Annotated in this window: 16 protein-coding genes; 7 read left to right on the top strand and 9 right to left on the bottom strand. The window is 52.4% G+C overall.

Features of this window, described 5'->3' with window-relative positions:
* Position 1: 1 nt before the first annotated feature.
* The 4 genes from A0127_RS03485 to A0127_RS03470 all read right to left on the bottom strand — a co-directional run bounded on the left by A0127_RS03485 (position 2) and on the right by A0127_RS03470 (position 5,399).
* Positions 2-982, bottom strand: coding sequence for an ABC transporter ATP-binding protein (locus A0127_RS03485; protein ID WP_062388015.1), 981 nt, complete (start codon positions 980-982; stop codon positions 2-4).
* On the bottom strand, positions 975-2,156 hold the full coding sequence (locus A0127_RS03480) for an ABC transporter permease (RefSeq protein ID WP_062388011.1): 1,182 nt from the start codon (positions 2,154-2,156) through the stop codon (positions 975-977). The genes A0127_RS03485 and A0127_RS03480 overlap by 8 nt, the downstream gene beginning before the upstream one ends.
* 10 nt (positions 2,157-2,166) lie before the next feature.
* Positions 2,167-3,168 carry an ABC transporter permease gene (locus A0127_RS03475; protein ID WP_062388008.1) on the bottom strand — a complete coding sequence of 334 codons (1,002 nt, stop codon included), beginning with the start codon at positions 3,166-3,168 and terminating at the stop codon, positions 2,167-2,169.
* A 110-nt stretch (positions 3,169-3,278) separates the two neighbouring features.
* Entirely contained in the window at positions 3,279-5,399 is a 2,121-nt protein-coding gene (locus tag A0127_RS03470; protein ID WP_062388006.1) for an ABC transporter substrate-binding protein, read from the bottom strand.
* 222 nt (positions 5,400-5,621) lie between these two features.
* Here A0127_RS03470 and A0127_RS03465 point away from each other — a divergent pair, with 222 nt between their 5' ends.
* On the top strand, positions 5,622-5,864 hold the full coding sequence (locus A0127_RS03465) for an Lrp/AsnC family transcriptional regulator (RefSeq protein ID WP_054840951.1): 243 nt from the start codon (positions 5,622-5,624) through the stop codon (positions 5,862-5,864).
* Here the strand turns inward: A0127_RS03465 and A0127_RS03460 are convergent, their stop codons facing one another.
* Positions 5,865-6,191, bottom strand: a complete 327-nt coding sequence (locus A0127_RS03460; RefSeq protein ID WP_062388002.1) for a signal recognition particle protein Srp19 — start codon at positions 6,189-6,191, stop codon at positions 5,865-5,867.
* Positions 6,192-6,249: 58 nt separating this feature from the next.
* Here A0127_RS03460 and A0127_RS03455 point away from each other — a divergent pair, with 58 nt between their 5' ends.
* Both A0127_RS03455 and A0127_RS03450 read left to right on the top strand, forming a co-directional pair.
* Complete coding sequence (locus A0127_RS03455; RefSeq protein ID WP_062388000.1) at positions 6,250-6,873, top strand: DUF257 family protein; 624 nt, start codon at positions 6,250-6,252, stop codon at positions 6,871-6,873.
* Positions 6,870-7,631: a tRNA (adenine-N1)-methyltransferase gene (locus A0127_RS03450; protein ID WP_062387998.1), complete on the top strand. Its 762-nt coding sequence runs from the start codon at positions 6,870-6,872 to the stop codon at positions 7,629-7,631. The genes A0127_RS03455 and A0127_RS03450 overlap by 4 nt, the downstream gene beginning before the upstream one ends.
* Here the strand turns inward: A0127_RS03450 and A0127_RS03445 are convergent.
* Positions 7,618-7,848 carry a hypothetical protein gene (locus A0127_RS03445; protein ID WP_156471147.1) on the bottom strand — a complete coding sequence of 77 codons (231 nt, stop codon included), beginning with the start codon at positions 7,846-7,848 and terminating at the stop codon, positions 7,618-7,620. The two genes, A0127_RS03450 and A0127_RS03445, sit on opposite strands and share 14 nt — an antisense overlap.
* A 150-nt stretch (positions 7,849-7,998) precedes the next feature.
* Here A0127_RS03445 and A0127_RS03440 point away from each other — a divergent pair, with 150 nt between their 5' ends.
* From A0127_RS03440 to A0127_RS03430, 3 genes are all read left to right on the top strand, one after another.
* Entirely contained in the window at positions 7,999-8,874 is an 876-nt protein-coding gene (locus A0127_RS03440) for a sulfide/dihydroorotate dehydrogenase-like FAD/NAD-binding protein (protein WP_062387993.1), read from the top strand.
* Positions 8,874-10,319: an NADPH-dependent glutamate synthase gene (gltA, locus tag A0127_RS03435; RefSeq protein ID WP_062387991.1), complete on the top strand. Its 1,446-nt coding sequence runs from the start codon at positions 8,874-8,876 to the stop codon at positions 10,317-10,319. The genes A0127_RS03440 and gltA overlap by 1 nt, the downstream gene beginning before the upstream one ends.
* A gap of 66 nt (positions 10,320-10,385) precedes the next feature.
* Entirely contained in the window at positions 10,386-11,540 is a 1,155-nt protein-coding gene (locus A0127_RS03430) for a glycosyltransferase family 4 protein (protein ID WP_062387989.1), read from the top strand.
* Positions 11,541-11,699: 159 nt separating this feature from the next.
* On the opposite strand, the gene A0127_RS03425 is transcribed toward A0127_RS03430, so the two are convergent.
* A complete protein-coding gene (locus A0127_RS03425; RefSeq protein WP_062387987.1) occupies positions 11,700-12,038 on the bottom strand; it encodes a DUF7132 family protein in 339 nt (112 codons plus the stop codon).
* A gap of 69 nt (positions 12,039-12,107) precedes the next feature.
* Positions 12,108-12,512: a glycine cleavage system protein GcvH gene (gene gcvH, locus A0127_RS03420; protein ID WP_062387984.1), complete on the bottom strand. Its 405-nt coding sequence runs from the start codon at positions 12,510-12,512 to the stop codon at positions 12,108-12,110.
* Positions 12,513-12,934: 422 nt separating this feature from the next.
* On the opposite strand from gcvH, the gene A0127_RS03415 reads away from it, so the two are divergent.
* Positions 12,935-13,408, top strand: coding sequence for a pyruvoyl-dependent arginine decarboxylase (locus A0127_RS03415; protein ID WP_062387981.1), 474 nt, complete (start codon positions 12,935-12,937; stop codon positions 13,406-13,408).
* Here A0127_RS03415 and A0127_RS03410 read toward each other — a convergent pair.
* Positions 13,402-13,872 carry a hypothetical protein gene (locus tag A0127_RS03410; protein ID WP_062387979.1) on the bottom strand — a complete coding sequence of 157 codons (471 nt, stop codon included), beginning with the start codon at positions 13,870-13,872 and terminating at the stop codon, positions 13,402-13,404. The genes A0127_RS03415 and A0127_RS03410 overlap by 7 nt on opposite strands.
* Between the last annotated feature and the right edge of the window lie 76 nt (positions 13,873-13,948).

The raw sequence follows: 13,948 nt of genomic DNA, 5'->3' as shown, positions 1-13,948 counted from the left end.
CTCAGTACAGGTGGCAGGCAACGAAGTGGCCCGGCTCTATCTCCTTCAGCTCGGGGATCTTCTGCCTGCAGACTTCGCTGGCGTATGGGCACCTCGGGTGGAAGCGGCAGCCGGCGGGCGGTGTTATGAGGTTCGGCACCGTTCCAGGAATTGCCTCGAGCTTCTCTATCTTTCCAAGCGGGTTCGGGACGGCCCTGAGAAGGCCCTTCGTGTACGGGTGCAGCGGGTTCTTGAAGATCTGGTCAACAGAGCCTACCTCGACTATCTTTCCAGCGTACATCACGGCGACCCTGTCTGCCATCTCGGCTACAACACCCATGTTGTGTGTGATCAGTATAAGAGTGGTGTTGTATTTCCTCTTCAGCTCGTTCATGAGGTCGAGAATCTGCGCTTGAACCGTAACGTCGAGGGCAGTCGTCGGCTCGTCAGCTATGAGTATCCTTGGGTTGTTCGAGACTCCTATCCCAATGACCACACGCTGCTTCATACCTCCGCTCATCTCATGGGGGTAGTTCTTTACTCTCTTCTCAGGATCTGGGATGAGAACCTGGCGGAGGATGTCAACTGCCCTCTTAAAGCCCTCCTTCCAATCCTTGACCGTCTTGTGAACCACCATGGCCTCGGCTATCTGGTAGCCGACAGTGTAGAGCGGATCGAGGGAAGCGTGAGGATCCTGAAAGATGTAGGCTATCTCTTTGCCCCTGATCTCTCTTATCTCCTCTTCACTCAGCTTTAGGAGGTCAACCGTCGAGCCGTCATCCCTGTGGTAGATGACTTTTCCCCCAACGATCCTTCCAGGACTCTCTATTAGCTGGGTGAGCGCCCTTGAGGTTACACTCTTTCCACATCCGGTTTCTCCAACCAGCGCGAAGGTTTCACCCTTGTAAACGTCGAAGGAGACCTTTTCTATGGCCTTGACGATTCCTGCGTAGGTGTAGAAGTGAACTGTGAGGTCCCTAACTTCGAGGATAGGTTCAGGCATTGCCCTCACCCTCCTCCATCTGCTTGGCCTTCTTTACCTTGAACTCAATGCTCCTCCTCGTCTTCGGGTCGAGGATGTCCCTGAGGGTGTCTCCAAGCAGGTTCCAGCCGAGCGCCACGAGCATGATCATGAAGCCCGAGAACGTGACCAGCCACCACTTCTCGGGGAAGTACTGGGAACCGTCGTAGACTATCCTGCCCCAGTCGGCTATCGGCGGCGTCGCACCGAGCCCGAGGAAGCTCAGCCCTGCCTCCATTAGGACAACCCCGCCGAAGTCGAGGGTGACGTAGACGAGTATCGGGCCTATGATGTTGGGGAGAATGTGCTTGAACATTATCGTCCTTGAGCTGAGACCTATTGCCCTTGCCGCTTCAACGTAGAGGTTCTCCTTTTCAGTGAGCGTTGAGCCCCTCGTTATCCTCGCGTAGCCCGGCCACCAGACTATGATCATTGCAAAGATGACCGCCAGCAGTTTTCCTAGGTTTCCAGCGTCCTGGGGTTGCAAGGCAAAGAGCCAGAGGACAATCTTTTCAAGGGTCTCATGAGAGGATATGAACATCTGAAGTCTCTGCGGTAGCACCGCCGAGAAGGCTATCGCTAGTATCAGCGCGGGAAAGGCCAGAAACATGTCTGTTATACGCATGATAAGTTCGTCAACTTTGCCACCGTAGTAGCCAGCTATAAGGCCGAGGATTATACCGAGGGGAACGCCGAGCACTATGACTATTATTGAAATCACAAAGGAGACCCTTGCACCGTAGAGGATGAGGCTGACAAGGTCCCTGCCGTAGTGGTCAGCCCCGAGGGTGTAGTGTATCTGTGTCACATAGTTTATGAACTGGCCGTCCTTAAGCTCGGTAACATTGAGGGTGAAAGTTGAGCCCGGTGGAGCGAGGTATGTGTTCGGGTTGTAAAGTGAGGGGAAGAACCTGTAGTCCCACGGGGCCAACCGCGGGCCGAATACTCCGAGGAAGACGAACATGAGGACGAGGACGAGGCCTATTAGGCCAGGCGGCGAGCGGTTGAGGGCGTAGAGCATAAGGCGCCATTCTTCCATCTTGGAGCGGTTCTTTTTCTTCCAGTCCTTTTTGAAGAGGGATATGAACGAGCCGAGGAGATCAACAAATTTATCGGCGAGCCTGTCGAGGATGCCTTTCTTGTACTCTTCCTGCATTTCAACCACCTCAGTACCTCACCCTTGGGTCTATGACCGCGTAGAGGATGTCAACTATCAGGTTCGTGGTCACGAAGATTATGGCATAGACGAAGGTTATTGCAACGACCACTGGAAAGTCCAGATTCCGGATGGAGTCTATAGCGTAGGAACCCATTCCGGGAAGGCCGAAGACCGTCTCGGTAATCGGAGTTCCGCCGAGAAGACCGCCGAACTGGAGACCAAGGACTGTAACTATCGGCACGAGGGCGTTCTTGAGGGCGTGCCTGTATATCCTGAGCTTGGGGACACCCTTGGCCTTGAGGAAAGCGACGTAGTCGCTGCTGAGGGCTTCAAGGAAGGAGTTCCTGACGAACCTAGCGAGCACGCCGGAGCTCATGAAGCCGAGGGTGAAGCCAGGAAGCCACAGCCTGTGGATGTGCTGGTAGAACGTCTGGAAGTCTCCGGTGAGGAGAGCGTCTATCATCGGAATGTGTGTTATCGTGTGTTCAGGCGGTGCAGGGAAGCCGGCGAGGGTTATGACGCGCCACTTCACAAAGAATATGTAGATGAGCAGGTAGCCAAGCCAGAAAACGGGCATGGAGACGCCGGTGAGTGCGAAAATTCTGACGATGGTATCAATCCAGGTGTTCCTCTTAAGGGCAGCAATGATACCGAGCGGGATTCCGATGATTATGATAAACACGAACGCTATAAGCGCTAGTTCAAACGTCACGGGAAAGTATTTACCCACGTCATCGAACACGTAGTTTGACGTCCTCGGGTCTATCAGCTTGTTCTTCGCGAGACTGCTCATGAGGAACCAGTACTGCTCGTACCATGGGTCGTCTATGTGGTAGGCTTTTCTCACCCTTTCTATGGCCTGCTGGCTTGCCTTCTCACCACCCGCCCAGGCCCTGGCCGGATCCGCTGGAATGACGTAGGCTATGAGGAAGACTATCAGGGTAACTCCGATTATTGTTGGTATAAACGTTAGAGTTCTCCTCACGAGGAACTTCTTCAGGTTGGCCAACCCTATCACCTCTGCATGCTGTTACGTTTCAATGGTGCTCGAAACTTATAAATTTACGTTTCATCGGACTAAAAAATTCGAAAAAGACTGCAAAAAGGAAAAAACTAAAATCAGCTGGTGGTAACTTCAACGCTCTTGAACTCGGTGGCACCGTATAGGAACGGGCCGACCCAGTTGTCAGAGTCGAGGTAGTCTGGAACCCAACCGACGACGTATATGTCGTACTGTCCGTGCTCGGTCTTGCTGAGGTATGTCGGCCATTCGTAGCTGTTGACCGTGACCTGGAAGCCGAGCTGGGTGAGAGTGTTCTGGAGGTAGGTCATTATCTTCTCACGGGCGCTGTTTCCTGAGTTGTAGATCAGCTCGATGCTGTACTTGCTCGGGTCAACGCCGGCCTCTTTGAGCAGCTGCTGGGCCTTGGCAAGGTTGTAGTTGTACTTGATGATGCCCTCCTCGATGTAGCCCGGCCACGGCTTGGGTATCGGACCGTAGTTCCTCTCGAGGAGGTTGTTGTAGACGAGCTTGGCTATCTGGTCGTACGGAATGGCATAGGCTATGGCCTGCCTGACCTTCGGGTTGTTGAAGGGCTCCTTCTGGGTGTTGAAGACGATGAACGTCAGTATCGGCTCGAGGATGTCAGTCTTGACGACTGACTTGAAGCCGTTGAGCTCGAGTCCCTTAACGGTGTCCATCTTGTCGGGTGGGATTGCGACGGCGTCAACAGTGCCGGTCTTGAAGAGCTGTATTCTTGCCATTGGATCCTTGTTGAGGACGTAGATGACCCTGGTGTGGCCGGGGTTGTTTGTGGCGTTCCAGTAGTACGGGTTGTACTCAAGGACTATGTAGCTGTTCTCCTGGTAGTCCTTGACGTAGAACGGACCGGTTCCAACGGGCTTCTTGTGCATGAGCTGGTGGGTCGGGTCGTCCTGTCCCTCCTGGAGGTAGTTCCACCAGGCGCTCGGGTCGTGGCCATTGTTGCTGGCCTTCAGGGCCTCCTCGTACTTGTCGCCGAGGAGGTACTCCATCGGGACGACGCTGAGGAACGGGTCGGCGAGGATTCCGAGGACGGGGGCGTAGGGCTGCGGGAGGACGAGCTTGAAGACGCCGGCGGTTTCACCGTTGTAGCCGAAGAACTTCTTCAGCTCGTCGAGGCTCTTAACGGTGGTGCTCTTGCCCTTGTACTCAGCTACGAGTGGGTGCTCCTTGAGGTACTGGTCGAATTCGTCCTCGGTGAGGGCAGCGGAGTGGTTGACGTCCATGAAGCTGTCGACCATCCAGCTAACGGAGTGGCCGAGCCTCTCAACGCGTAGGAAGGTGAACGCAACGTCCGTTGCGTCTATCGGGTAGGTCTTGTCGTTCCACGGGTCGTAGGCCTTTACACCACCCCTGATTAGGAAGTACCACTCGGTACCGTCCTTGTTGTGTGCCCATGCAACAGCGAGGTCGGGGCTGACCTGCTCGGTCTCTTCCTTCCAGTAGGTGACGAGTGTGTCGCCTATCTCGTGCCAGATTTCCCATCCAAAGGTCTCGTACGTCCAGGCAGGATCGAAGCTCTCCGGCCAGCCGAAGGTACCTATGACGTAGGTCTCCGGGTCGTTCTTGTAGTCCTTGATTCCGATGTCAACGGCCGGGGCGTTTGAATCCTCGCTGAGGAGGTCGTAGCGCTCGGCAAGGGTCGGGTGGTAGTAGCGGCCCTTCACCCAGCTCCAGTAAACACGGAGCTGCTTGTTCTGGCCGAGAATGGCCTCTGGGACGAGGTGGTTTCCGAGGATGTAGAGGGCCTTAAATAGTTCAGTCCTTATCGTTGGGTCGGTCTCCCTTCTCGCCGCAACGACCAGGGCATCAACGTGTTCATCTCTGAAGAATGCAGGGTTAATGGCACCGAATCCCTGTCCCTGATCCATAAGGTCCTTTACGGAAGGAGTATTCTCAGCATCAACCTCGTACTGAACCTTAATCACTTTCTTTCCACTGGGAATGTTCACAGTCGGGCTTTCGCCCTTGGGTCCAACGATGACAACGCTCTTGTCTGTGGCTATCACATAGACCTTGTCCATTTCAAGTATTCCAACTTGGGATGTGGCAGAAGTGGAAGTCGTTTGAGTTGGTGTAGCCGAGGAGGTTGAGGTTGTAGTGGACTTTTCGCCGCCACCAATGCAGCCGCTGGCAGCCACTGAGAAGGCCATTAAAAACAAAATCAAAAGGGCAACGAGTTTGCCGCCTGACTTCATGTGGACATCCCTCCGAAATTAAACACATTAAGGCATTTCTAGGTATCTAGGTAGTACATAATAAATCTTTCGACTATGGTTCTGAAGTGTGCCCGCAAAAAATGTATGCTAATGTTCATTTAAATGCCTCCTAGAACTGGGGGGTTTTGAATATACAGCTCCTGCGAAAAGCTTAAATTAACGCCCGTTAAAATAATATCGTAAAACTCCGAGGTGGTTCCCATGGTTAGGGCCTATGTGTTGCTTACTGTTGAAATTGGAAAGGTCGAGAGCGTTATAGATGCTCTCAGAAAAATGCCGGGCGTTACAAAGGCAGACGCCGTCACCGGCCCCTACGATGCGATAGTCCACATCGAGGCCAAGGACCTCGGCGAGCTTACCAGAAAGATACTCCACGACATACACAACATTGACGGCGTTATCGACACGACTACAGCAATAGTGGTGGAGACAGAGGAGGAGTGATTACTTCTTCTTCCTCTTACCATGGGCTTTACGCTTCTTTGCCCTGAGTTCTCTGATTTTCTCGCAGATCATTCTGAGGCTCTTGCCCTTGGGGTATGGACTCTCAATCCTCAGCATCCCTTTGGTTCTGAGTTCCTCATCAATGCCCGAGAGCCTAGGATTTAGCTTTTCAGGTTCGAATTCAACAACCTTCATACCAAGGATCTCCGCGGCGTCGCGTATTTCGTCGATGGTGGGAGCATTAACGGCAACCGCTTTTTTAACCAGTCTGCCGTACTTCTTGGGTAACCTCGAATCTATCTCGCTAGGCCACACAACGAACTTCATTCTCTTCACCCGGCAAGATTTAAAAGTTAAGCCGTTAAAACCCTTCTGGTGGTAAATAATGCCCAATGAAAAAACCCCTCATAACTTTAATAACGTCATTGGGGCTATCATGCCAGGCGATATAGTTTTAATCAAGTACACCTCCAATGAACCCGTGGAGAGAATAGCGTGGGGTGAAATAATACCCTCCCTTTGTGATCACGGGATCGTGTCGATAGATTTCTGGGGCATTGGTGACATACTTATGAGGAAGTTTGCAAAGACCAGTGGGGTTGAGTACACAAAAATCCTCGACGTTATAAGGGAAATAAAGGTCATCAAAATTGGGCCTGGGACAGCTTCATACGGCGAAGTACTCGAGGACATCGTCCCCACATACGAACCTCAGAATTTCTTGAGGAACTATTACTCTATCCTAAGCAAAATCTCTCGGCTCCCGAGGAAACCGAGGTATGGGATAATGTTCGGACTTTCCCACTATATATACTTCAACCCCGAAAAAGCCATAAAATCCATATTGACGGCGGTCAGCACGATACCGACGGAGGATATCGCTATTATCAGCTTCGTTAACACCAGCATACTCAACGAGACTCATGTTGGAATCCTCGAAGAGCTTAGCACAAAAGTCGCTGAGGTTTCAGGTGGGAAGCTTACCGCAACCGGAGGAGAGAGAATATGATATCAGCCGGGGAAAGGGTTCTTCTTGTTGATCCCAGAGGGAAAAGATACCTTGTAAAGGTTGAGGATAAGGAGTTCCACACTGACCTGGGCATCCTGAACCTAGGTGAGCTTATAGGAAAGCCTTACGGTACGAAAATCAAGAGCCACAGGGGAGAGACGTTTACAGCTCTCAAGCCCGACATCAACGACATCATAGCCAAGATGAAGAGAGGCCCTCAGATAGTCCACCCTAAGGACGCTGGAATAATCATCGCCTACGCTGGAATCTCTCCAGGCGACACAGTCATCGAGGCCGGAGCGGGAAGCGGGGCGCTCACCATATTCCTGGCAAACGCAGTTGGGTCATCAGGAAAGGTCATAAGCTACGAAGTGAGAAAGGACTTCTACGAGATAGCACAGAAGAACGTGGAGCTTGCGGGCTTTTCCGATAGGGTAGTCCTGAAGAACAAGAGCATCTACAACGGGATAGATGAGGAGGAAGCCGACCACATAGTCCTCGACCTTCCCCAGCCCGAAAATGTCCTGCCTCATGCCGTAGATGTACTCAAGCCGGGGGGGTATTTTGTTGCCTATACCCCATGCATGAACCAGGTGCACCGCTTTTTCAGGGCGCTTGAGGAGTTCAGGGGAGAGTTCATGAAGCCGAGGGTTGTAGAGGTTCTCGTTAGAGAACAGGAAGTCAAAAGGGAATGCATGAGGCCGAAGACGACGATGCTTTCTCACACAGGCTATATAACCTTCCTCAGGAAGCTGTGAAGTCGGCACCCTTTTCTTCTTCCTCGAACAGAACGTACGCCAGAACCCAGAAGATAATCGATATCCCAAGCGATTTCAGGAGCGGGTTCTCACCCAGGAGCCTCTGGATGACCGGCACTGCCCCGTAGATCAGCGGAAGGAACATGCCGAAGGCGGCCATTATTACTGCGAAAGTGTAGGCAACCCTCTTCATAGCAATCCCCGGCTCACTTCTCATGGTCAATTAAAAACATTTCTTCCACTCTTCTAAGGTCGGGCTGAAAAACCTTCGCCGTTCCAAACCTTTGGTTAACAACAGATTTATAAGCACTCAACGTTGTGAACCTTTAGATGTCCAGATTTGGTCTCATGTACGGAGGTGTTCATCATGCCCTATAAGATACTCGATAAGAAAGAGCTGGCCATGAACGAAGTGATGTACAAGATACACGCTCCCCACGTCGCTAAAAAGGTTCAGCCAGGTCAGTTTGTCATCGTCAGGGCCTTCCCCAACGGAGAGAGGATTCCTTTAACTCCCGTCACCTGGGACAGGGAAGAGGGCTGGATAACGCTCATTACCTTTGTCCGCGGGAAGACGACGATGAGAATGGCCAACGAGCTCAAGCCGGGTGATGAGATCCTCAACGTCGCAGGTCCACTCGGAAACCCTGCCCCAATGGAGAAGTTTGGAAGGGTGCTGGCTATAGGGCTCATTACAGGTATCGTGGAAGTCTTTCCAATAGCCAGAGCCTGGCAGGAGATAGGAAACGACGTTACCACCCTTCATGTTACTCCCAATCCAATGATTATCCTCAAAGAAGACTTTGAGAATGCTGTTTCAAGGCACATCGTTGAGGGCTTTGACCTCCAGCCCGGCTGGGGAATGAACGAAATCGCCCAGGAGCTCGTAAAAAGAGCTACCGCCAAGGTCAGGGAGCTCCTTGAGAATGAGCACTTCGACATGGTGCTCACCGTCGGCCCGGCCGGCGCTCAGAAGGCCATATTCAACGTGGTCAAGGAGTTTGGAATCCCAATGCACGCTGACCTTCACCCGATCATGGTCGACGCAACAGGAATGTGTGGAGCATGCCGTGTGACCGTTGGTGGCGAGGTCAAGTTTGCCTGTATAGACGGGCCTGGGTTCGACGCCTACAAGGTCGACTGGGACGAGCTGATACACAGGACAGGCTTCTACGCCCCGCTTGAGAGGCTCGCCTTAGAACATTACCTAAAGCAGCTCCAGGCCCAGGGAGGTGAGCAGTGATGCCGAGGAGGAAGCTTATTAAGGAGAGGGTTCCGACCCCGGAGAGGCCTCCGGAGGAGAGGATTAAGGACTTCAAGGAAGTGAACCTTGGCTACACCTTTGAGCTTGCCGTTAGGGAGGCCGAGCGCTGTCTGCAGTGCCCCTACGAGTACGCCCCCTGTATCAAGGGCTGTCCTGTTCACATTAACATTCCCGGATTCATAAGCAAGCTCGTTGAGTACCGCAACGATCCCGACAAGGCTGTTAAGGAAGCTTTAAACGTCATCTGGGCCTGCAACTCACTTCCAGCCACAACTGGTAGGGTCTGCCCGCAGGAAGATCAGTGTGAGATGAACTGTGTCATGGGTAAGGTCGGCGATAAGATCAACATCGGCAAGCTTGAGAGATTCGTCGCTGACTATGCCCGCGAGAAGGGAATAGACGAGGAGCTCCTCTTCGAGATAATTCCGAAGATAGAGAAAAAGGGCCAAAAGGTTGCCATCATCGGAGCTGGACCCGCTGGCCTCACCGCCGCCGGCGAACTGGCCAAGCTCGGCTACGACGTCACCATCTATGAGGCCCTCCACGAGCCCGGAGGAGTCCTAATGTACGGTATCCCCGAGTTCAGACTCCCGAAGGAGATAGTCCACAAGGAGATTGAGAAGCTCAGAAAGCTCGGTGTCAGGATACTCACGGACCACGTGGTTGGTAAGACGGTCACGATTGAAGAGCTCCTCCAGGAGTACGACGCCGTTTTCATAGGCTCTGGAGCAGGAACCCCAAGACTTGTTAACGCTCCTGGAATCAACCTCAACGGAATCTACACCGCCAACGAGTTCCTCACGAGGGTCAACCTGATGAAGGCCTACCTTTTCCCCGAGTACGACACACCGGTTTACGTTGGCAAGAAAGTCATCGTCATTGGTGCTGGAAACACAGCGATGGACGCCGCGAGGAGCGCGAGACGCTTCGGTGCCGAGGTAACCATTGCCTACCGCCGCGGTGAGGAGGACGTCTCGGCTAGAGAAGAAGAGGTCGAGCACGCCAAGGAAGAGGGCATCAAGTTCGTCTACTTCGTCAACCCGGTCGAGTTTATCGGCGATGAGAACGGCAAGGTCAAGGCCGTGAAGTTCGAGAAGATGAGGCCGCTTGAGGAGCGCGACGCACGCGGAAAGAGGAAGATAGTGGGCACCGGCGAGTACATAACTCTTGAGGCAGACACAGTCATTATCGCCATTGGAAAGCACCCGAATAGGCTCATCATCAACACGCCGGGCCTCAAGGTCGAGCGCGGGAAGATCGTCGTGGACGAGAACATGATGACGAGCATTCCTGGCGTCTTCGCAGGTGGAGATGCCATACGGGGCGAGGCGACGGTCATCCTTGCTATGGGAGATGGAAGGAAGGCCGCGAAGGCCATCCACGAGTATCTCACGAAAAAGAGGCAGGAGAAGGCGAACGCCTGATCTCCCTTTATCTTTCTCTGTTGGTTTCTCGTAACTTTTAAGTGAATGTCTGGTGAATACAGAACCATGAGGATCGCTCTCGTCAGCGACTGGTACTATCCAAAGGTCGGCGGCGTTGCCACTCATATGCACCAGCTTGCGACCTACCTGAGGAAGCGAGGCCACGAGGTTTCAATAGTGACCAACGACTTGAAAACTGGAAAAGAGGAGGAGCTTAAAGAGCTCGGAATAGAACTCGTTAAGGTTCCCGGCGTGGTCAGCCCTTTACTTGGGATAAACATAACCTACGGTCTGAAGTCGAACAGGGAACTGGGTGAGTTTCTTCGGGATTTTGACGTTGTCCACGCCCACCACGCCTTCACTCCCCTCTCTCTGAAGGCGGTTAAAGCCGGGAGAACGCTTGGAAAGGCAACACTGCTCACCACTCACAGCATATCCTTTTCCCACGAGTCCTCCCTCTGGAAGGCCCTTGGATTGACCTTCCCCCTCTTCAGCCACTACCTCAGGTATCCCCACGAGGTAATAGCCGTTAGCAAGGCCGCAAAGGCCTTCATAGAGCACTTTACCGACTCCCCTGTTAGAGTGATTCCAAACGGCGTTGATGACGAGCGCTTCAGGCCGATAGGAGAGAGGGAAAAAGAACGGGTGAGAGAAGAGCTCGGAATAAGCGGCGACCTAATCCTTTACGTCAGCAGAATGTCCTTCAGGAAAGGGCCGCACGTGCTCCTCAACGCCTTCCAGAACATAGTAAGGGAAAGGGATGATGCTGTCCTAGTGATGGTCGGCTCGGGTGAGATGCTTCCATTCCTGAAGGCGCAGGCGAAATTCCTGGGCATTGAAGACCGCGTGAGGTTCCTGGGCTACGTTTCAGATGATCTCCTCTCAAAACTCTACGCTTCCGCCGATGTTTTTGTACTGCCGTCGATAATGGCCGAGGCCTTTGGCATAGTCGTTCTTGAGGCAATGGCCTCCGGCGTCCCGGTGGTTACGACAACAGTTGGTGGAATACCTGAAGTCGTCGGGGAGAGCGGAAGCGGTGTTCTCGTTCCACCCGGCGACGAGCTTGCACTTGTCGAGGCGGTCTCAAAGCTCCTCTCCGACAAAGAACTCGCCAGGAATCTGGGAGAGGCCGGAAGAAAGGCAGTCGAAAGGCGCTACTCGTGGAAAGTGATCGCGAGTGAGATCGAAAAGGTGTACGAAGAGGTTTTAAGGGGATTGTAAACAGCACCACGGCGATGACGAGCCTCACGATAGCTGATGTGTGATGAAGGGCATACTGGCCGAGCCGCTACCCTTTTAACTTCCAAGTTTGGATATCACAAGGAGCGATGACGATCTCTAGGGTATCTGATGGGAAATGATGAAGAAAGATGGCTGAGCTCACTCTCCTATCTCCTCGATCTCCTCGAAGATCTCCTCAAAATTCTTGAAGTCTTCTGTCTTGGCGAGGAGAGTCACGAACTCATCGATCTCCTTCTTTTCGAGAAAAGCCCCAGCTAGAAGTCTGCCCGTGTATCGGTTGTCCTTTATCTCCCAGAACATGTAGAACTCCGGGAAGTTCTCCTTTATCTTCCTGTAAGCAACACCGTACTTCGAATCCTTTAGCGGGTTCTGTTCGAGGTAGAAGTGGCCGGGCTCAAGCTCTATCATATGAAGGATCGCCCCCCTCTTTGTCCTCACTAGCTTTACCTTAATGTCCCATTCCTTCAGAACCTTCATGTGAATCACCGTAGAAAATATGCATCAGCGTACTTAAATGTTCTGGAATAAGGAGAGAAGAAAAGCCAATCAGAGGCTCTTCAGGTATTCGGCGTAGGCCTGGGCGTCCATAAGCTCCTTAAGCTCTTCCTCAAGGTTGCTTGGCTTGAGCTTGGCGATCCAGTTCTCGTAGGGGTCTTCGTTGAGGAGCTCGGGGCTGTCCTCGAGGGCCTCGTTGACCTCGATGACTTCACCGCTGACGGGGGCGTAGACCTCGCTAACGGCCTTGACGCTCTCAATCTCACAGAGAACGTCGCCCCTGCTGACTTCCTTGCCGACCTCCGGGAGCTCGACGTAGGCAAGGTCGCCCAGCTCCTTCTGGGCGTAGTCTGTTATGCCAACAAGAACCGTGCCGTCATCAAGAACCTGGGCCCACTCGTGGTCTTTCGTGTAGTAGAGGCCTTCCTTGACCTTGTATTCGCCGACTTCGATCATGAGCATCACCGTTCATGGTTGCAACTTTGAGCATTTAAACCTTATCATGTCCAAGCTGTTGTCTGTGCTTTTAGCGTGCTTAGAAATAGCGAGTTCAGTCGAAATTCCTTGATTATTGACGTTGCTTGCCAAATTTATTGCGAGCAGCCAATAAGTGCAAACGCGGTGTTCGGCGAGGTGATGTCTACATAATCGCGCTCATCATAACTATCTTCGTTCTCTATTCAATGGCACCGAGAATGACGTTTTAGAGTGTGTTTTTCCCTTTATTGACCTTATGTGCCGCAAAAATACCACCATACCGCCTCTTTTAGATATAGCGAAACGTTTTTAAGCTGGTAAAGAAGTCGCGTTTGATTAAACAGCCTGCTCATCCAATAAATGGAGGAGAGTATACTTAACGAGAAAAGGAGGAGGTTGAGATGAGCTGGACAACCCCCAAGAGAGCTTTTATAGGTGCTGCGGCCGCTGAGGGTGGGACTAAGCTGAACGCCTTTGACAACGCACTCCTCAAGCTGGGCATAGGAAACGTTAACCTGGTCAAGCTAAGCAGCGTCATCCCCGCGCACATCGAGTGGATTGAAAAGGTACACGACGTTCCGATAGGAATGCTCCTGCCGACGGTTTACGCTCACATTGAGAGCGACGAGCCGGGGATGACGATCAGCGCCGCACTGGGCGTCGGGATAAGCAAGAACAACGAAGGCGGTCTAATCTACGAGTATTCGGGCTACTGCACCAAGGAAGAAGCTGAGGAAATGGTCAGGAAGATGGTCGAGGAGGGCTTCAGGCAGAGGGGCTGGGAGCTCGGTGAGTTCAAGGTTGCGAGCGCCGAGATAACAGTTAAGGACAAGCCCGCCGCCGCAATAGCTGTCGTTGTTATGTTCCCCTACTGAACTTTTTCTTTTCTCATAAGAGTGTACTCATCTTTTCCCGTCCGTTCAAAGCTCAGGTGGTACCTTATCCCGTTCTTAGAAACCCATGCGTCAACGTAACTGTCTCCGGCAATCCAAAGAACCTCAAAGCCTCTTTTCATTAAATTCTCCTTAAGAGGCTCTTTTATCTTTTCGCCGGGTTCTAGAATGCTGGGTGTTGTTCCTTCCCGGATAAACTTCAGGAGGGACATAAAGAGCTCCTTCGGGTCTTTGACTTCAAGTGGGAAAGTAAAGCTGACGCATCCATCCTCTATTATCCTTTCATACGTGGGCTCATCAAAGAACACCAGGGACATCTCGACTTCCCCATCTGAAGAGATCCTGCCAACCAGGTGAGGAATCCCAACTACCTCACTGTTTAGAAGTTCGTCCCACACCTCTACAATTTTCTCAGCTACGATTCTCGCAGTATCCTTTCTCTCCATACAACTGGGAAAATACGAGCTTCCCTTTAATAAATCTCTCGCTCACACTAAGCTTTAAAACCCAACATCGTATCCA

It is taken from the genome of Thermococcus peptonophilus (assembly GCF_001592435.1).
Lineage (GTDB): Archaea > Methanobacteriota_B > Thermococci > Thermococcales > Thermococcaceae > Thermococcus > Thermococcus peptonophilus.
This window is presented reverse-complemented; position numbering and strand designations above follow the sequence as displayed.

Bases quoted from the DNA above. Each gene is read 5' to 3' on its own strand.
- A0127_RS03430 (WP_062387989.1), top strand. From the start codon at position 10,386: ATGAGGATCGCTCTCGTCAGCGACTGGTACTATCCAAAGGTCGGCGGC.
- A0127_RS03425 (WP_062387987.1), bottom strand. From the start codon at position 12,038: ATGAAGGTTCTGAAGGAATGGGACATTAAGGTAAAGCTAGTGAGGACA.
- A0127_RS03455 (WP_062388000.1), top strand. From the start codon at position 6,250: ATGCCCAATGAAAAAACCCCTCATAACTTTAATAACGTCATTGGGGCT.
- A0127_RS03465 (WP_054840951.1), top strand. From the start codon at position 5,622: ATGGTTAGGGCCTATGTGTTGCTTACTGTTGAAATTGGAAAGGTCGAG.
- A0127_RS03445 (WP_156471147.1), bottom strand. From the start codon at position 7,848: ATGAGAAGTGAGCCGGGGATTGCTATGAAGAGGGTTGCCTACACTTTC.
- A0127_RS03410 (WP_062387979.1), bottom strand. From the start codon at position 13,872: ATGGAGAGAAAGGATACTGCGAGAATCGTAGCTGAGAAAATTGTAGAG.
- A0127_RS03440 (WP_062387993.1), top strand. From the start codon at position 7,999: ATGCCCTATAAGATACTCGATAAGAAAGAGCTGGCCATGAACGAAGTG.
- A0127_RS03460 (WP_062388002.1), bottom strand. From the start codon at position 6,191: ATGAAGTTCGTTGTGTGGCCTAGCGAGATAGATTCGAGGTTACCCAAG.
- A0127_RS03485 (WP_062388015.1), bottom strand. From the start codon at position 982: ATGCCTGAACCTATCCTCGAAGTTAGGGACCTCACAGTTCACTTCTAC.
- A0127_RS03415 (WP_062387981.1), top strand. From the start codon at position 12,935: ATGAGCTGGACAACCCCCAAGAGAGCTTTTATAGGTGCTGCGGCCGCT.
- A0127_RS03480 (WP_062388011.1), bottom strand. From the start codon at position 2,156: ATGCAGGAAGAGTACAAGAAAGGCATCCTCGACAGGCTCGCCGATAAA.
- gltA (WP_062387991.1), top strand. From the start codon at position 8,874: ATGCCGAGGAGGAAGCTTATTAAGGAGAGGGTTCCGACCCCGGAGAGG.
- A0127_RS03450 (WP_062387998.1), top strand. From the start codon at position 6,870: ATGATATCAGCCGGGGAAAGGGTTCTTCTTGTTGATCCCAGAGGGAAA.
- A0127_RS03470 (WP_062388006.1), bottom strand. From the start codon at position 5,399: ATGAAGTCAGGCGGCAAACTCGTTGCCCTTTTGATTTTGTTTTTAATG.
- gcvH (WP_062387984.1), bottom strand. From the start codon at position 12,512: ATGATCGAAGTCGGCGAATACAAGGTCAAGGAAGGCCTCTACTACACG.